The sequence below is a fragment of the Rhizobium esperanzae genome, assembly GCF_014197615.1.
GTDB classification, from domain to species: domain Bacteria; phylum Pseudomonadota; class Alphaproteobacteria; order Rhizobiales; family Rhizobiaceae; genus Rhizobium; species Rhizobium esperanzae_A.
Map to the genome: position 1 here is coordinate 46424 of NZ_JACIFY010000005.1, position 17349 is coordinate 63772.

The following is a 17349-nucleotide window of genomic DNA, read 5'->3' on the forward strand; positions in this document are numbered from 1 at the left end:
ATTGACCTTGCCCGCACACGGGCAAAGTAATGGGCCATGACCATTCATCACGATATCAGACCGACGCTGAACCTCATCCGCCTGGCGAACGGCGAAGGCATCGACCTGCCCGCCTATGAGAGCAAAGGCGCGGCCGGCATGGACCTGCGCGCCGCCGTCGACGCGGCAGCACCCTTGACGCTGCTGCCCGGCAAACGGGCGCTGGTGCCGACCGGCTTCATCTTCGAAATCCCCGAAGGCTTCGAAGGACAGGTGCGGCCGCGCTCCGGCCTTGCCTTCAAACACGGCATTACCTGCCTGAATTCGCCAGGCACCATCGACAGCGACTATCGCGGCGAAGTGAAGGTGCTGCTCGCCAATCTCGGCGAAGAAGCCTTCATCATCGAACGCGGCATGCGCATTGCCCAGATGGTAATCGCGCCGGTAACCCAGGCGCGGGTGGCGGAGATCACCGAGGTCAGCGAAACGACACGCGGCGCAGGCGGCTTCGGTTCCACCGGCGTTTGATTGATCGGTTCGAATGAAGCAACCGAACGGTTGATATGCAGCGTTTGTGGGGGCGCTATGCTATTCAAGAGAGCGCCATGCGGCGCGGTTATGGGTTTAGCGGCAGCGCTGATTGCGACGCCGGTGCTTGCGACCGATTCAACAAAGCTTCAGTCAATTCGCTCATCTTTGTCTGTGGAAGAGATCGTGGCTTTTGCCATGGCGAAATCGACAGCGCCAATTCTCGATATCGACAAAACAATCGAAATGAACGTCGTCCTCGATGTGAAGGGTATGGAGAGGAGCGATATTCAATTATTTCAGATTGAGCTTTTGCGCGTCTTTTCTGCGATCAGCGCTTACGCGGAGATCAGTATCAATTTCGATGCCAGTCGATCCATAGATTACTCGCCTGCGGTGCCATATGTGCCTTTCAATGGTCAAAACCAGCGGTCAAATACTCAGACACTCGACGTATTCATCGCTCATGATGCACTGAAATTGGCAAAATTGGGCCAAATAGCAGTTCACGATATAGACACGCTCCGAAGCAAGCCGGACACGTCGACATGCTATCACGAGAGCCGAACAGGAAACCCGGTTATCAATGTGCTCGTAGACCGCGACATCAATCCGGTGGGCTGCCTTTATGGAGTTCTGCTACAATCGGTCGGCGTTACGGATGCTTTTGGCCGAGAGGCTGCAACCTTCAGTCCCGGGAGAATCCCAGGCTTCAGGATCAACGCCGAAATGGCGGCAGCATATGCCATTCATGAGTGCCGATCTCTCGCCGATAAAAAAGATTCGTTCGAAGAGTGCCTGCGGGATGTTCTGGACGGCGGCAAATAGGGAGCGCTTAGGCGACTCCACCATGAAACCTTCTCTCTTTCAGTTTTCATTGATGGCAACTTAAGGGCCGCCCGGCCGGCCGTCTATTTCCGGCGGGACAGCGGCGGCAGGCGGCGCTTGACCGGCGAGGCCTTGATCATCGCGGTGTTGGTCTCCGCCCGTTCGGCGACCTTGTCGAGGAGGCCGTCGAGCTCCGCCATCGAACGCACCACCAGACGGGCGATGAAACAATCCTCGCCGGTCACCTTGTCGCATTCGACGATTTCGGGGATGTCCTGGATGATGCGCTCGACCATGTGCAGTTGGCCCGGCAACGGCCGCACGCGCACGATCGCCTGGAGGGGATAACCGACGGCGGCGGGGTCGAGATCGATGGTGAAGGCCTTGACGACGCCTCGCTCCTCCAGCCGGCGCAGACGCTCGGCGGCACTCGGCGAGGAAAGGCCGACCTGCTGCGCCAATTCCTTCAGCGAAATCCGCGCATTGCCGGCCAGCGCCTCCAGAATGGCCTGGTCGATTTCATCGAGCGATTGCACTTCATTAGCCACGACGCCAGATTTCCCTCATATTATTAGGCGATATCGATTATCGCCCATTCTATTATTATATAAATTCGTCTTCCGCCGCAATATCCTTACGGTCATCATAAAGGAGGCTATCATGGGTGGTGATATCAAAAGAGGTACGGCGGAAATGACGGCAGCGATGCTGATCTCGGGGACGATCGGCTGGTTCGTGGTCATGTCGGGCCAGCCGGTCAGCGGCGTCGTCTTCTGGCGCTGCCTGTTCGGCGCGCTGACTTTGCTGGTTATCTGCGGCGCCCTCGGGCTGCTGCGGCCCGGCATCATCACGCTGCGCGCCTTCGGCATCGCCGTTTTCGGCGGCGTCGCCATCGTGTTGAACTGGCTGCTGCTGTTTGCCTCCTATTCGCATGCGACGATCTCGATCGCCACGACTGTCTACAACACCCAGCCGTTCATGCTGTTGTTTCTCGGCGCGCTGTTTCTCGGCGAGAAGATCACCGCCACCAAGCTGTTCTGGCTGGCGCTCGCCTTCGCGGGCATGATGGCGATCGTCCAGGCGAAACCCGGCGGGAGCGGCGCTACATCCGACGGTTACGGTCTCGGCATCCTGATGGCGCTGGGGGCGGCCTTCTTCTACGCGCTCGCAGCCCTTGCCGCGAAATGGCTGAAGGGCACGCCGCCGCACCTGATCGCCCTCATTCAGGTTGCGACCGGCATGCTGATGCTGGCGCCGATGACCGATTTCTCCCATCCGCCTCAGGATGCGGGGACATGGGCGATCCTCGTCAGCATCGGCGTCGTCCATACCGGGCTGATGTATGTGCTGCTTTACGGGGCGATCCAAAGGCTGCCGACGCATCTCACCGGCGCCCTCTCCTTCCTCTATCCGATCGCGGCGATCCTGGTCGACCGGCTGGCCTTTGGCCATGCGCTGCAGCCGATGCAGATATCAGGTGCGGCCATCATCCTCGTTGCCGCCGCCGGCATGAACCTCGGCTGGACGCCGCGGTGGCTGCGTCCGAGGGCGCTGGAGAGCTGAGGGGGCATGCCGCAGGCGCCAGCCCGGCATGCCGCAGGCGGCATGCCCGGCTAGCGCCCTATTTCTGCCGGCGCGTCGTTTCGAACAGGAACCAGGTGCGTCGCTCGGCTTCGTCGATCCAGTTCTCGATCAGGCTGGCGGTCGCGACATCATTGTGCTCGTCGCAGAGATCGTGCACCTCGCGCAGCAGCGAAACCAGCTGGGCGTTGTCCTCGCGCAGTTCCGAGAGCATGTCCTCGGGCGTGACGAAATCGGCATCATTGTCGGCAATGCGCTGCTGGCGGGCGATCTGGCCGATCGAGCGCAAGGTCACGCCGCCGATCTTGCGGGCGCGCTCGGCAACGTCGTCGGTCATGGCGAAGATCTGCTCCGCCTGTTCGTCGAGCAGCAGATGGTAGTCGCGGAAATGCGGGCCGGACATATGCCAGTGGAAGTTCTTCGTCTTCAGATAAAGGGTAAAGACATCGGCAAGCAGCGCGGTCAGCGCCGCCGAAATATCGGTGACGGCATTGGTCGACAGGCTGGACGGCGTCTTGAGGGGCGAAAGCCTGCGGGTTTCGGCTGAGCTAGGGGACATGCATTTTCTCCTTGGCGATGAAAATCTCGACAGCGCCGCGCGTCTTCAAGAGGCGTAGAGGACGCCGAGGGCGCGTGTGCAGAGAGAAAACTAGCAAGGCCGGATCGCTTTCCAAGTGGATGATAGGTCAGCCGACCTATTCCTTAAGCTGATGGACAGATCAGCGCCGATGCATTGATGAGACCGCAACGCGCGCCTATAGAGAGATCACTCAATCCAGTGGATATGACAGATGAGCCTGACCGCCCTGATCGCCTATGCCGGAGCGCTGTTCATCGCAGCCGCCATTCCCGGACCCGGGATCACCGCGATCGTCGCCCGTGCGCTCGGCTCGAATTTCCGCGAGACCTTCTTCATGGGTCTCGGCCTGGTGCTCGGCGACATGACCTATCTCACCGCGGTCATTCTCGGCCTTGCCTTCGTGGCGCAGACCTTCACCGAGGTGTTCTTCGTCATCAAGATCGCCGGCGCGCTCTACCTCGGCTATATCGCCTGGAAACTCTGGACGGCGGGATTGCTGCCGCAGGATATCGCGGCGAAAAAATCAAGCAATATCGGCCTGTCCTTCCTCTCCGGCCTGCTTGTGACGCTCGGCAATCCGAAGACGATGCTGTTCTATGTCGCCTTGGCGCCGACGCTGCTCGATATCGGCAATATCGGGCTGCGCGATTACGCGCTGCTGCTTGCTGTCACCTTCGTCGTGCTGATCGTCGTGCTCGTGCCCTATATGCTGCTTGCCTCGCGGGCCCGCACGATGCTGAAAAAGCCGCGCGCCCTGCAGGTGCTGAACCGGGTTGCCTCCGGCATCCTTGCCGGCACCGCAGCCTTCATCGCCACGCGGGCCGCCTGAAATAAATATTCGGCAAGAGCCGGTTTCCAAAGGTTTTTTTCTCCGCGGCCCGCTCCCTCGGGATGAGGCGGGCTGGCCTCTTCAAGCCTTTGATCCTATTCTCCCCTCGATTTCAGGAGCAGGATTTCAAAGGGAGAGCACCCATGTCGCACAAGCCCGGCCGCGGCCGCATCTATTCCTCGATCACCGAAACCATCGGCAACACGCCGCTCGTGCGCTTCGACAAGCTGGCGCGGGAAAAGGGCGTGGTGGCAAACCTGATCGGCAAGCTCGAATTCTTCAACCCGATCGCCTCGGTCAAGGACCGTATCGGCGTGGCGATGATCGAAAGCCTCGAAGCCGAGGGCAAGATCACCGCAGGCAAGACGGTGCTGATCGAGCCGACTTCGGGCAATACAGGCATCGCGCTCGCCTTTGCCGCCGCCGCCAAGGGCTACCGGCTGATCCTCACCATGCCGGAAACCATGTCGGTGGAGCGCCGCAAGATGCTGGCGCTGCTCGGCGCCGAACTGGTGCTGACCGAGGGACCGAAGGGCATGAAGGGCGCCATCGCCAAGGCGGAGGAGCTGGCAGCCTCGCTTCCCGACGCCGTCATTCCGCAGCAGTTCGAAAACCCGGCCAATCCCGAAATCCACCGCAAGACGACGGCCGAAGAGATCTGGAACGATACCGACGGCACCGTCGATATCGTCGTCTCCGGCATCGGCACCGGCGGCACGATCACCGGCGTCGGCCAGGTGCTGAAGAGCCGCAAGCCCGAAATCCAGATCATCGCCGTCGAACCGGCCGACTCGCCGATCCTGTCGGGCGGCAACCCCGGCCCGCACAAGATCCAGGGCATCGGCGCCGGCTTCGCGCCCAAAATCCTCGATACCGGCATCTACGACGAGGTCGTCACCGTCACCAACGACGAGGCCTTCGAACAGGCACGCCTCATCGCCCGGCTCGAAGGTGTGCCGGTCGGCATCTCCTCCGGTGCGGCGCTGACGGCGGCCATCAAAGTCGGCAGCCGGCCGGAGAATGCGGGCAAGAACATCGTCATTATCATTCCGTCCTTTGCGGAGCGGTATTTGTCGACGGTGCTGTTTGAGGGGCTGGGGGGCTGAATAGTGAATAGCGAATAGCGAATAGCGAATAGCGAATAGCGAATAGCGAATAGCGAATAGCGAATAGCGAATAGCGAATAGCGAATAGGATGGAGGCCTGCTTGGTAACGGGCAAGGCACTTAACTATTCGCTATTCGCTACTTCCTATTCGCTGCTATCCTCACGCCGCCGCCGTCAACCTCTCCCCAGCGATCCTATAGGAAATCGCCTCAGCCAGATGCATCCGCCCAACCGTCGGCTTGCCGTCGAGATCGGCGAGCGTGCGGGCGACCTTGAGGACGCGGTGGTAGCCGCGGGCGGAGAATTTCATTTTTTCGGCGGCGTCGCGCAAGAGTTGGAGGCCGCCGGCGTCGGGTTCGGCGAGTTTTTCGATCATCGATGTGGAGCAGCGGGCGTTGGTGCCGATGCCCTTGGCGCCGGCGGCCTCGAAGCGTTGCTGCTGGATCTCGCGGGCGCGGGCGACGCGGCGGGCGACGTCGGCGCTGGTCTCAGCCGCCATCGGCCGGATGAGATCGGCGGCGGAGACGGCGGGAACGTCGATGCGGATATCGATGCGATCCATCAGCGGGCCGGAGATGCGGGCCTGGTAATCGCTCATGCAGCGCGGGCCGCGGGCGCAGGTGTGGCCGGGTTCACCCGCCATGCCGCAGCGGCAGGGGTTCATCGCCGCGATCAGCTGGAATTTCGCCGGATAGGAGACGCGGTGATTGGCGCGCGCAATGACGCATTCACCGCCTTCAAGCGGCTGGCGCAGCGCATCGAGCGCCTGCGGCGTGAACTCGGGAAACTCGTCGAGGAAGAGCACGCCGTGATGGGCGAGCGAGGCCTCGCCCGGACGGGCGCGAATGCCGCCGCCGACAAGGGCGGCCATGGTGGCGGAATGGTGCGGGGTGCGGAAGGGACGGCGGTCGGAGAGCTTGCCGCCGGTCAACTGGCCGGCGATCGAATGGACCATCGAAACCTCAAGGAGTTCGGCGGCCGAGAGCGGCGGCAGGATCGACGGCAGCCGCGACGCCAGCATCGACTTGCCGGAGCCGGGCGGGCCGACCATCAACAGATTGTGGCCGCCGGCGGCCGCCACTTCGAGCGCCCGCTTGGCGCTTTCCTGGCCCTTGATTTCGGCAAGATCCGGCAGGTTGGCGGCATTGGCGCGGATCGATGCTTCCGGCCGGGACAGGACCTGTGTGCCGCGGAAATGATTGGCAAGGGCAATCAGGCTGCGGGGTGCGAGAATATCGACGTCGGCGCCGGCCCAGGCAGCTTCGGCGCCGCTTTCGGCCGGACAGATCAGCCCCTTGCCGAGCGCATTGGCGCCGATCGCGGCCGGCAGCGCGCCTGAAATGGCGGCGATCGTGCCGTCGAGATTGAGCTCGCCGACGACGACGAAATCCGACAGCGCATCGGCGGGAATGGCGCCGAGGGCGGCCATCAGCGCGAGCGCGATGGGTAGATCAAAATGCGAGCCCTCTTTCGGCAGGTCGGCCGGCGCCAGATTGACGGTCACACGCTTGGCCGGCAGCGTCAGGCCGGAAGCGTGAAGGGCGGCCTGCACACGCTCGCGGCTTTCGGCCACCGCCTTATCGGGCAGGCCGACGATCTGCATGCCGATCTTGCCGGGAGCGACCATGACCTGGACCTCGACCGGCACGCCTTCGATGCCCTGGAATGCCACCGTACTGACACGCGCGACCATAAACCCATCCCCCTGCCCGCAAACTCTTATAGCCCCTGCAACCCGTCAGGGCCAGCGGTTGCAATCTGGCATGAAAGCGGGAATAAAACAAGAACAATCAAGGAACACAGTCAGGTATGGGCTGTGACCGGGGTTGTACCCGGCCGCAGCAGGCGCGTGGGGTCACGCGGCAGGATCAGCCGCGCTTGCGCTCGATCGCATCCCAGAGCAGGCTTGCGATATCGGCGCCGCCGAACTTCTTCACTTCGCGGATGCCCGTCGGCGAGGTGACGTTGATCTCGGTCATGTAATCGCCGATCACATCGATGCCGACGAGCAGGAAGCCGCGTTCCCTCAATGCCGGGCCGATGCGGGCGCAGATTTCCTGCTCGCGCGCCGTCAGCTCGGTCGCCTCTGCGCGGCCGCCGACATGCATGTTGGAGCGGCTGTCGTGCTCGGCCGGCACGCGGTTGATGGCACCGGCAAATTCGCCGTCGACCAGGATGATGCGTTTGTCGCCCTTGCGCACGTCAGGCAGATATTGCTGGGCAATGAAGGGCTCGCGGAAGAGCTGGCCGAACATTTCGAGCAGCGAGGAAAGGTTGCGGTCGTCGCGGGTCGAATGGAAGACGCCGGCGCCGCCATTGCCGTAGAGCGGTTTCAGGATGATATCGCCCATCTCGTCGCGGAAGCGGCGGATTTCGGCCGGGTCCTTGGTGATCAGCGTCTTCGGCATCAGGTCGGCAAATTCGGTGACGAAGATTTTTTCCGGCGAATTGCGCACCCAGGCCGGGTCGTTGACGACGAGCGTCTTCGGATGGATGCGCTCGAGCAGATGCGTCGAGGTGATATAGGCCATATCGAAGGGCGGATCCTGGCGCAGCAGCACCACATCCATGGTCGAGAGATCGACGCGCTCGGGCGCGCCGAGCTCGAAGTGATCGCCCTTGACGTCGCGCAGCAGCATCGGCTCGACGCTGGCAAAGAGCTTGCCGTCGCGGAAGCTCAGGCGCTCGGGCGTATAGTGGAACAGCCTGTAGCCGCGCGTCTGGGCTTCCAGGCTCATGGCGAAGGTGGAATCGCCTGCGATATTGATGCCGGCGACATGGTCCATCTGGACCGCTACATTGGTGATCTTGGCCATTTCCGTCCCTCGCTGAATGCCGGACAGATGTAGGTCGGCCCGGCATCAAACGCAATGCCGATCAAGGGCTTCGGTCAAGGCCTTTTGGTGCTGGCGATCACCGGGTTTCGAGGATCCGCATCAGCCGGCCGCGATAGCTGTCGAGAATGACGGCGAGCACGATGACGGCGCCAATGACGATCGGCTTGATATTGTCGTCGGCGCCTAAGAGCTGCAATCCGGTCGACAGGACCTGCAGAATGCAGGCACCAACCAGCGTGCCGATGATCGAGCCCTTGCCGCCCGAAAGGCTGGTGCCGCCGATGATGACCGCGGCGATGGCATTCAGCTCGTAGCCAATGCCGGCAACCGGGCTGCCGACATTGAGACGGAGCAGATAGACCATGGCGGCGATGCCGGCAGTCAGCCCGGAGATGGTGAAGACCGCGATCTTGTATCGTTTCGGCTGATGCCCGGACAGGCGCACCGCCTCTTCATTGGTGCCGATCGCGAAGACGAAGCGGCCGAAGACGGTGTAGCGCAGCACGAACCAGCCGATCAGCACGACGACGATCGCAATCAGGAAGATCGACGGAAAGATGCCCCAGAAGATCAGGTTGCCGAAATCGACGAAAGGCTGAGGCAGGCCTGTAATCGTCGAATTGTCGCTGACGACGCGGGCGAGGCCGCTCGCGACATTCAGCATGCCGAGGGTGACGATGAAGGACGGCAGCTTCCACTTCTCGCAGATCCAGCCGTTGACGGCGCCGAGCACGGCACCGGTGCCCATCGAGGCCAGGCAGGCAAGAATGATCGCCTGCCATGGCGAAAACGCCGGATTGATCATGATCGTCGCACCGATCACCGTGCAAAGGGCCAGCAGCGAGCCGACGGAAAGGTCGATGCCGCCGATGAGGATGACGAAGGTCATACCAGCGGCCAGCACGGTGTTGATGGCGATCTGCACGAAGATCTTCAGGAAGTTCTCCGGCGTGGCGAAATAGGGCGCCGTCGCCGAGAAAAATGCCAGGATCAGGACGAGGGCGATGGCAACGCCGGCCTCCTTCATCGAGATCCGGAGAAGCTTGTCCCAGACGCTTACCTCTTTCGCCCCAGTTTGCGCCTCAGTCTGTTTTTCAATGTTGGCGGACACGGCTGTACTCCTTGTAGGCGAGCGAAAGGATCCTGCTTTCGTCAAATTGTTCCCGGGCGATTTCACCTGATATCTTGCCGTCGGAGAAGACGATGATGCGATGGCAGATGCCCATCAGCTCCGGCAGATCCGAAGAGACGACGAGAACACCTTTGCCTTCGGCGGCGAACTTCCACAGAAGCTCATAGATCTCGGCCTTGGCGCCGACATCGATCCCGCGGGTCGGCTCGTCGAAAATCAGCACTTTGGGGCCGCGGAACAGCCATTTGGCGATGACGACCTTCTGCTGGTTACCGCCGGAAAAAGTACGGACGGCCTGATGGATGGACGGGGTCTTGATCCGGAGTTCGCGCACCAGGCGCTGCGCGTGCTCATCCTCGGCCTTGCCGAGGATCAAGCCGTTGCGGGAGATCTTGTCGAGAGCGGTGATGGTGGCGTTTTCGGCGCAGCTCATATCGAGCATCAGGCCCTGCATCTTGCGGTCTTCGGTCGCCAGGCACAGCCCGGCCGCAACGGCATCCTTGGGCGCATTGATCTCGACCGGCTCGCCGTTCAGGCGGATCTCGCCAGCCGCCTTGACGTCGGCGCCGAACAGGGCGCGAACCGCCTCGGTACGGCCGCTGCCGACCAGGCCGGCAATGCCGACGATCTCGCCCTTTGCCACGGAGAACGACAGTTCCGGGCTATGCCGCGTCACCTTGAGGCCGGAAACGCCGAGCGCCTCGCCGGATACGGTGCTGTCGCCTTTGAAAATGCCGTGATCGGAAAGCTTGCGCCCGACCATCAGCTCGACGATTTCGGGGATGCCAAGTCCGGCCAGCGGCCGGGTGATCACATGCTGGCCGTCGCGCAGCACCGTCACATCGTCGCCGACTTCGAAGATCTCCTCCAGCCGGTGCGAGATGTAGAGCGTGGTGACGCCGCGGCTCTTCAGGCGCTTCAGAATTTCGAAGAGGCGATCGACCTCCTTGGAGGTCAGGGTCGCCGTCGGTTCGTCGAGAACGAGAAGCTTGCTTTCGTAGCAAAGCGCCTTGGCGATCTCGACCAGTTGCAGCTGCGCGACGCTGAGGCGGCTTGCCAGTGTCGTCGGCGCCACGTCGAGGCCGACCTCTTCCAGCAGCTCCGCGGCTCTGGCGTTCATCGCCTTGTAGTTCACCAGGCCGTATCGGCGGGGCAGGTGCTCAAACAACAGGTTTTCGGCAACCGTCAGGTTGGAAAGCGGGTGCAGCTCCTGGTGAATGACCCGGATGCCCGCCCTGAACGCCTCGAGCGGCGAAGACGGATGATAAGGCTTGCCGTCAAACAGGATATGGCCATCATCCGGCCGGAAGACGCCGCCGAGCAGATTGATCAGGGTCGACTTTCCGGCGCCGTTCTCGCCGAGGAGAACGTGCCCCTTGCCGCGACCGATCCGAATGGACACATCCCTGAGCGCCACGACGCCGGGGAAGCGTTTGCCGATCCCCTCAAGGCTCAGGATGTCGTCATCTGCTCTGTCTGACACGGCGACCTCATGCATGGTCTCTTCAAACCTCCACGCAATGCGCATCAGGGAGGCCCGAAACGAGCCTCAACCGAAGCGATCAACGCGTCAATCGGTTGGTGGCGATGGCGTCGGCCGGCAGCCGACGCCACGTTTGCTTTTTGGGGCTTGATATCCCGACTATTTCAGATCGGCAGCGGTGACCAGCTTGACGTCGGTCTTGACCCAGCCGGTGAATTTCTCGCCGGCCAGTTCGCGCATGCCATAGTCGATGCCCATGACCGCCATCTGCGCGCCATACTGCTCGACGGTGGCAAGCATCTTGCCGTCCTTGATCAGCGGCTGAACGGGCGGGATGTTGTCAAAGCCGACGACCTTGATCTTGCCAGCCTGGCCGGCAGCATCGAGAGCCTTGACGACGCCGAGGGCCATGGAGTCGTTGGCGGCCATGACACCTTGAATATCCTTATACTTCGTCAGGAAATTCGTCATGACGGTATTGGCTTCTTCGGTCTCCCAATGGGCGGTCTTGCTGTCGAGAAGCTCGAGCTTGCCCGTCTTGACGGAATCCATGAAGCCTTCCTTGCGCTCCTTGGCATTGTCGGCCTCGGGGTTGCCCTCGAGGATGACGACCTTGGCGCCGGCGCCGAGATCCTTGGCAAGCGCATCGCCCGCGAGCTTTGCGCCTTCCTTGTTGTCAGGCCCGAAGAAGGCGAGATCGATCCCGGCCTTCTTCTTGGCGTCGGCATCGAGCGGCACGTCGATGTTGATCACCTTGACGCCGGCCTTCACAGCCTTTGCCAGCGGGGTCGCCATCGCCTTGGAATCGGCGGGCGCCACGACGATGATGTCGTATTTCTGGGTGACGAAGTTTTCGACGGCGTCGACCTGCGCGGCGAAATCACGCTCGTCCTTCATGCCGACGGCCTTGAAGTCGAACTTGTCCTTGTTCTCGGCCGCATATTTGTCGGCGCCGGCCTTCATCTGCTTGAAGAACTCATTGGACAGAGACTTCATGATCAGGCCGACCTTCGGCTTTTCGGCCGCAAAGGCGGGCGAGACGCTGCTCGCCAGCGCCAGCACCAGGGTGCCGGCAAGGCCGAGCTTCAAGGCCGCACGGCGCGGTGCACTGATCATGACGGATTCACGCTTAGAATTGGACATTTTTTCCTCCCTAACGGCTCTGGGCTCAGCTCCATCTGAGTTGCCCGCGGCAATGAACCGTTTCCAACACCATCTGGGTAGCACGCCCCTGAAAATTGTCAAGCGGCCGAAAAGACGGGCGGACAATATGTTGGATCGCCCTGTCTGGCAGATATTGACATATGCACGATGAACCGTTTCCATGCAGTGCCTTATCGAATGTTGCATGCAGGTTCAGCCGTCGAAATCGCCACACAGCCCTTTGACTAGGAACCTGAAGACCATTAGCTGGAAGCCTCGATCAGGCGCTCTCGGGCGTTTTTCGAAAGGCGAAGAAGAAGGGCCACTGTTTCTGTCATGTCAAAGGTCGGGATTAGGGACGTTGCCAAGCTTGCGGGAGTTTCCACCGGCACCGTTTCGCGGGTTTTGAACGACCATCCCTCGGTGACCAGGGAATTGCGGGCGCGCGTCACCGGGATCATCAACGACCTCGGCTACCTGCCCGACCCGTCGGCGCGGAGCATGCGCAGCAAGGTCAGCCGGCTGATCGGCATCGTCATTCCGGATCTGACCAATCCGTTCTTCGCCGAACTCGTCCAATCGGCGGAACAAGCAGCAGCCAGTCACGGCTACAACATCATCGTCATGACATCCTTCGATCATGCGGCCAAGGAGGCTGACCGCATCAGCCAGCTGACGAGCCGGAAGGTCGACGGCATCATGCTCGTTCCCAGCAATGATTTCCACAAGATCAAACTGCCGAAGGGCGTGCCGATCGTCGTCGTCGACCGGCTGATGCCGGGATATTCCGGCATTGCCGCCGATCACCGCAACGGCGTTCGTCTTGGCGTCGAACATCTTCTGAAGCTCGGCCATCGCCGCATCGGCTTCATCTCGGGGCCTGGGCACTCCGTGCCCGCCAATGACCGCCTCAGAGGTTATCTCGACGCGATGGAACAGGCCGACGGCGGCACGAAAATCGCAGGGCCGCCGCTGATTGCCGAGGCGGCCTTCGACTATGAGAGCGGCCGTTCGGCGGGAAATTATCTTCTGGCCCGCGCCCGCAACGAGCGGCCGACGGCGATCTTTGCCAGCTCGGACCAGCAGGCGATCGGCTGCATGCGGGCAGCCCATGATCTCGGCATTCCGGTCCCCGCCGCCCTTTCCATCGTCGGCTTCGACGGTATCCCGCTCGCCAGCATGACGACGCCGCGCCTGACGACGGTGAAGCAGCCGATTCAAGACATGGCCGCAGCGGCGGTCGCCGTTCTCCTGAACAAGCAAACCGCGCCCGAGCTCGACAATCCGATCCTGTTTGCCTGCGAGGTTTTAGCAGGCGAAACGACCGCCCCGCCCCAGCCCGATTAAAGCATGTCGCGCAAAAGTGTGCAGAGGTTTTGCGGCAACGACATGCGCAAAACAAGAGCTAAAGCGCAAAGAGCGAATCTGAAAGATCGCGACGCGCTTTAGGCAGCGATGCCCTGGTTGCCGCCGCTGTTGCGCAGCATGTTGCGGAGGCGATAGGCGATCGCCAGCGGCTTCGGGAAGGGCTTGCGCAGGAAGGCGACCTTGCGGACGTAATTGTCGACCCGCCAGCTCGCCCAGGTTCCGCCGGCGAAAAAGGCGACGTCGCCGACGCTGAGCGTTCGTTCGGTGCCATCCTCGGCGGTGATATGGACCTCGCCTTCGAGGATCATCACGGTCTCGTCCCAGCCGAAACGCCAGCGGAATTCGCCCGCCGTGCAGTCCCAGATCGCCGTCAGCGAGGCCTCGTCATGACCGCGCGAATGTTCGCCGGTGCGAGCCTGCGGGTTGCCGCTGACGATCCAGTCCGGATTGATCGGCGACGGCTTCATCGGCAACAGGTCGCTCGCATGGGCGACGAAGGATTTCCCGGCCGGCTTCGCCACGGCATAAGGCACCGTGCGCGCGGCCATGGCGACCGCACTTGCAAGCATCATTTTCCAGGCCATGAAACAATCCCCAATTGTTATCCCCATCGAGGGGGTAGCAGAGAGGCGTAAGGAGCTGGTTCACGCGGGAACTAAAAGTTTAACGATCCGGAAAGCGATCGGTCAAAAGAGGGTCAGAACGCATCCGGAAAATGCCGCGGCAGCCGGCCGGGCGTAACCGCGACGATATCGTAGCGCTGGGAAAGACGGACCTGATCCACTTGCCGGGCAAGCCAGAGATCGCTTGCCGCCCTTATCCGTTTCTGCGAGGCGGCAGAGACGGCGTCGACAGCCGCGGCCTCGCCATGGCGTGCCTTGACCTCGACGAAGACGGCGAGATCGCCCTTGCGGGCAATAATGTCGATCTCGCCGAGCCGGGTGCGGTGGCGCAGCGCCAGGATGCGGTACCCTTTCAGCATCAGGAAGACCGCCGCGATATATTCCGACATCAGGCCCCGGCGCAGCGCCCTCCGCCGGATAGCGGTCAGACCCTTATCGCCCATCGGCGCCCTTCAACTCCAGCAGGCGCTGGTAGAGTAGCTTCCGCGGCAGGCCGGTGAGGCGGGCGGCTTCCGTCGCGGCCTTGGCCGTCGGCATGATCTTCGAGAGGTCCGCCAGCACCGCTTCGACATCGGCCTCATCGGTCTCCACCGGCTCCGGCGGACCGACGACGAGGACGATCTCGCCCTTGACGTTTTCCACTTGCTCGTAATGGGCAGCCAGCTCCGCAAGCGTGCCGCGGCGGAACTCCTCGTAGGTCTTGGTCAGTTCGCGGCAGACGGAGGCTGGCCGGCCGCCTCCGAGCACATCGGCGGCGGCGATAAGCGTTGCGCCGATGCGATGCGGCGATTCAAAGAAGATCAGCGTCGCCGGGGCTGCGGCAAATTCGCCGAGACGGTCGCGGCGGGCCTTGTCCTTGACCGGCAGGAAGCCGGCGAAAAGAAAGGCATCGTTCGGCAGGCCGGAACCGACAAGGGCCGCCAGCGGCGCCGAGGCGCCCGGAATGGGGATGACGCGGTAACCGGCCGCTATCGCCTGCTGCGCCAGCCGATAGCCGGGGTCGGACACCAGCGGCGTGCCGGCATCGGACACCAGCGCCACCGAGCGCCCGGCCTCCAGCGCCTGCAGCAGTCGCGGGCCGGCCTCGTCGGCATTGTGTTCGTGATAGGAGAAGGGGCGGTTCTGGATGCCGTAGCGGTCGAGCAGCACGCGGGTGACGCGCGTATCCTCGCAGGCCAGCACATCGGCGCCGGCCAGCGTTTCCAACGCGCGCAGCGTGATGTCGCCGAGATTGCCGATCGGGGTTGCGACGAGATAGAGCGCCGGCTCCAGCGGCCGCGCCGGCACCGCCATATTGTGCAGGCGGAAACTTCGCCGGGTGGCGGCCTCCGCTGTCGTTTCCTCATTCATGCCATTTGCTTTCGTCGCGGCGTCATCGCGCCTTTATGGGCGAGCGGCATCGCTTCGGCAAGGGTTCGGATTTCTGTGAGCATCGCTCGGGAAAACCTGAAATGCAGGCGCTTGACCCTGCATGCCTCTTGCAAACCGGTGCTGAAGTCTGCCATTTTGCCCGTCCACTCCCCCGGCCTCAAAGTCGGGAAAGCATTCTCGGGTGCTCGACGCGCCCGGACAGTCACGGTCGAAAGCGGTAGCATCCCATGCGTATTACTATTGAGCGGTCAAACCTGTTGAAATCGCTGAACCACGTCCACCGCGTGGTCGAACGTCGCAACACGATCCCGATCCTGTCCAACGTATTGCTGAAGGCCGACGGCCAGAACCTCGACATGAAGGCGACCGACCTCGACCTCGAAATCACCGAGGCGACGCCGGCAAGCGTCGAACAAGCAGGCGCCACGACCGTTCCCGCCCATCTTCTCTACGACATCGTGCGCAAACTTTCCGACGGCTCGGAAGTGCTGCTCGCCACCAGCACCGACGGCAGCTCGATGACCGTGCAGTCCGGCCGCTCGAAATTCTCGCTGCAGTGCCTGCCGGAATCCGATTTCCCGGATCTGACCGCCGGCACCTTCACGCATTCGTTCAAGCTGAAGGCGACCGATCTGAAGATGCTGATCGACCGCACGCAGTTTGCGATCTCGACGGAAGAGACACGTTATTATCTCAACGGCATCTTCTTCCACACGATCGAGAGCAAGGGCGACCTGAAGCTCAGGGCCGTCGCCACCGACGGCCACCGGCTGGCGCGCGCCGATGTCGATGCGCCCTCGGGCTCCGAAGGCATGCCCGGCATCATCATTCCGCGCAAGACGGTGGGCGAACTGCAGAAGCTGGTCGACAATCCGGAAGCGATTGTGACGGTCGAGGTCTCCGACGCCAAGATCCGCATGACGATCGGCTCGATCGTCATGACCTCGAAACTGATCGACGGCACCTTCCCGGATTACCAGCGCGTCATCCCGACCGGCAACGACAAGGAAATGCGCGTCGACTGCACGAGCTTCGCCCAGGCCGTCGACCGTGTCTCCACCATTTCCTCCGAGCGCGGCCGCGCCGTGAAGCTGGCCCTGTCCGAGGGGCAGCTGATGCTGACCGTCAACAATCCCGATTCCGGCAGCGCCACGGAAGAAGTCGCCGTCGGCTACGATACGGATGCGATGGAAATCGGCTTCAATGCCAAATACCTGCTCGACATCACCGCGCAGCTTTCCGGCGAGGAAGCGATCTTCCTGTTGGCCGATGCCGGCTCGCCGACGCTGATCCGCGACACGGCGGGCGACGACGCGCTCTACGTGCTGATGCCGATGCGCGTCTGACGGGAACGAAGCCTGCCTGCCTCCGTTTTCATCCTGTGAAAGCGGAGGATCCCCGGATGAAGACGGCTGGAACGGTGCGCATCGGCATATCCGGCTGGACCTAGAGCATGTCGCGCAAAAGTGTGCAGCGGTTTTGCGATAACGACATGCGTAAAAACAAAGACCTAAAGCACGAGAAGCGAATCTGAAAGATCGCGACGCGCTTTAGGCCCCCTGGCGCGGCCAATTCTATCCGGAGGACCTGCCGCAGAAGCAGGAGCTTTCCTACGCCGCCCGGCACTTCCCGTCGATCGAGATCAACGGCACCTTCTATAGCCTGCAGCGGCCCGAAAGCTTCGGCCGCTGGCGCGACGAGACGCCCGACGATTTCGTCTTTGCGGTCAAGGGGCCGCGCTTCATCACCCATATGCTGCGGCTGCGCGATATCGAGACGGCGCTTGCCAATTTCCTCGCCTCCGGCCTGTTCCGGCTCGGCCCCAAGCTCGGGCCATGACGTCTAACTCTATTTCGACAATACCGACAAGAAGCTGCGCGCCCCTGTCGATGCCGATCACTTGAGCGCAAGGCTTGCCGATCTCATGCCTCGGCGCCACGGACAAGCCGCATGAATTGTT

At 62.2% G+C, this 17349-nt stretch carries 18 protein-coding genes and 1 pseudogene; 8 read left to right on the forward strand and 11 right to left on the reverse strand.

All coding sequences use genetic code 11. The features are described from left to right. The first annotated feature begins 36 nt into the window (after window positions 1-36). Together dut and GGD57_RS08455 are read left to right on the forward strand one after the other, a co-directional pair. Complete coding sequence (gene dut / locus GGD57_RS08450; protein ID WP_184468686.1) at window positions 37-507, forward strand: dUTP diphosphatase; 471 nt, start codon at window positions 37-39, stop codon at window positions 505-507. 90 nt (window positions 508-597) lie between these two features. After that, window positions 598-1335 (forward strand): hypothetical protein, encoded by a 738-nt coding sequence (locus GGD57_RS08455; protein WP_246713587.1) that lies wholly within the window; start codon window positions 598-600, stop codon window positions 1333-1335. Window positions 1336-1418: 83 nt separating this feature from the next. On the opposite strand, the gene GGD57_RS08460 is transcribed toward GGD57_RS08455, so the two are convergent. Then, complete coding sequence (locus GGD57_RS08460; RefSeq protein WP_085735792.1) at window positions 1419-1883, reverse strand: Lrp/AsnC family transcriptional regulator; 465 nt, start codon at window positions 1881-1883, stop codon at window positions 1419-1421. 112 nt (window positions 1884-1995) lie between these two features. Here GGD57_RS08460 and GGD57_RS08465 point away from each other — a divergent pair, with 112 nt between their 5' ends. Beyond that, complete coding sequence (locus GGD57_RS08465) at window positions 1996-2898, forward strand: DMT family transporter (protein ID WP_184468690.1); 903 nt, start codon at window positions 1996-1998, stop codon at window positions 2896-2898. A gap of 58 nt (window positions 2899-2956) precedes the next feature. On the opposite strand, the gene GGD57_RS08470 is transcribed toward GGD57_RS08465, so the two are convergent. After that, window positions 2957-3475 carry a Dps family protein gene (locus GGD57_RS08470; RefSeq protein WP_184468692.1) on the reverse strand — a complete coding sequence of 173 codons (519 nt, stop codon included), beginning with the start codon at window positions 3473-3475 and terminating at the stop codon, window positions 2957-2959. A 232-nt stretch (window positions 3476-3707) separates the two neighbouring features. Here GGD57_RS08470 and GGD57_RS08475 point away from each other — a divergent pair, with 232 nt between their 5' ends. Beyond that, window positions 3708-4325 (forward strand): LysE family translocator, encoded by a 618-nt coding sequence (locus GGD57_RS08475; RefSeq protein WP_184468693.1) that lies wholly within the window; start codon window positions 3708-3710, stop codon window positions 4323-4325. Between the two features lie 143 nt (window positions 4326-4468). After that, window positions 4469-5431 carry a cysteine synthase A gene (cysK, locus tag GGD57_RS08480; RefSeq protein WP_184468695.1) on the forward strand — a complete coding sequence of 321 codons (963 nt, stop codon included), beginning with the start codon at window positions 4469-4471 and terminating at the stop codon, window positions 5429-5431. A 161-nt stretch (window positions 5432-5592) separates the two neighbouring features. On the opposite strand, the gene GGD57_RS08485 is transcribed toward cysK, so the two are convergent. The 5 genes from GGD57_RS08485 to GGD57_RS08505 all read right to left on the reverse strand — a co-directional run bounded on the left by GGD57_RS08485 (window position 5593) and on the right by GGD57_RS08505 (window position 12027). Continuing rightward, entirely contained in the window at window positions 5593-7125 is a 1533-nt protein-coding gene (locus tag GGD57_RS08485; RefSeq protein WP_184468697.1) for a YifB family Mg chelatase-like AAA ATPase, read from the reverse strand. 175 nt (window positions 7126-7300) lie between these two features. Then, window positions 7301-8248, reverse strand: a complete 948-nt coding sequence (gene gshB / locus GGD57_RS08490) for a glutathione synthase (RefSeq protein ID WP_184468699.1) — start codon at window positions 8246-8248, stop codon at window positions 7301-7303. A gap of 97 nt (window positions 8249-8345) precedes the next feature. Then, window positions 8346-9380: an ABC transporter permease subunit gene (locus tag GGD57_RS08495; RefSeq protein ID WP_184468701.1), complete on the reverse strand. Its 1035-nt coding sequence runs from the start codon at window positions 9378-9380 to the stop codon at window positions 8346-8348. Then, entirely contained in the window at window positions 9364-10899 is a 1536-nt protein-coding gene (locus GGD57_RS08500) for a sugar ABC transporter ATP-binding protein (protein WP_184468704.1), read from the reverse strand. Before GGD57_RS08500 ends, GGD57_RS08495 begins: the two co-directional genes overlap by 17 nt. Before the next feature lie 144 nt (window positions 10900-11043). Then, window positions 11044-12027, reverse strand: coding sequence for a sugar ABC transporter substrate-binding protein (locus GGD57_RS08505; protein ID WP_184468706.1), 984 nt, complete (start codon window positions 12025-12027; stop codon window positions 11044-11046). A 336-nt stretch (window positions 12028-12363) separates the two neighbouring features. Between GGD57_RS08505 and GGD57_RS08510 the strand changes: the two genes are divergently transcribed. Beyond that, a complete protein-coding gene (locus tag GGD57_RS08510) occupies window positions 12364-13374 on the forward strand; it encodes a LacI family DNA-binding transcriptional regulator (protein WP_184468708.1) in 1011 nt (336 codons plus the stop codon). A 98-nt stretch (window positions 13375-13472) separates the two neighbouring features. On the opposite strand, the gene GGD57_RS08515 is transcribed toward GGD57_RS08510, so the two are convergent. The 4 genes from GGD57_RS08515 to GGD57_RS08530 form a co-directional block, all read right to left on the reverse strand. Continuing rightward, window positions 13473-13979 carry a cupin domain-containing protein gene (locus tag GGD57_RS08515; protein WP_085735774.1) on the reverse strand — a complete coding sequence of 169 codons (507 nt, stop codon included), beginning with the start codon at window positions 13977-13979 and terminating at the stop codon, window positions 13473-13475. Window positions 13980-14092: 113 nt separating this feature from the next. Then, window positions 14093-14461, reverse strand: coding sequence for a YraN family protein (locus tag GGD57_RS08520; RefSeq protein ID WP_184468710.1), 369 nt, complete (start codon window positions 14459-14461; stop codon window positions 14093-14095). Further along, window positions 14451-15368 (reverse strand): 16S rRNA (cytidine(1402)-2'-O)-methyltransferase, encoded by a 918-nt coding sequence (gene rsmI, locus GGD57_RS08525; RefSeq protein WP_184468712.1) that lies wholly within the window; start codon window positions 15366-15368, stop codon window positions 14451-14453. Before rsmI ends, GGD57_RS08520 begins: the two co-directional genes overlap by 11 nt. Continuing rightward, a complete protein-coding gene (locus tag GGD57_RS08530) occupies window positions 15365-15523 on the reverse strand; it encodes a methyltransferase (RefSeq protein WP_184468714.1) in 159 nt (52 codons plus the stop codon). The genes rsmI and GGD57_RS08530 overlap by 4 nt, the downstream gene beginning before the upstream one ends. Before the next feature lie 93 nt (window positions 15524-15616). Between GGD57_RS08530 and dnaN the strand changes: the two genes are divergently transcribed. Continuing rightward, window positions 15617-16735 (forward strand): DNA polymerase III subunit beta, encoded by a 1119-nt coding sequence (gene dnaN, locus GGD57_RS08535; RefSeq protein ID WP_184468716.1) that lies wholly within the window; start codon window positions 15617-15619, stop codon window positions 16733-16735. 208 nt (window positions 16736-16943) lie between these two features. Continuing rightward, window positions 16944-17225, forward strand: a pseudogene (locus GGD57_RS29455) (DUF72 domain-containing protein); the annotation flags it as partial. Window positions 17226-17349: the final 124 nt, after the last annotated feature.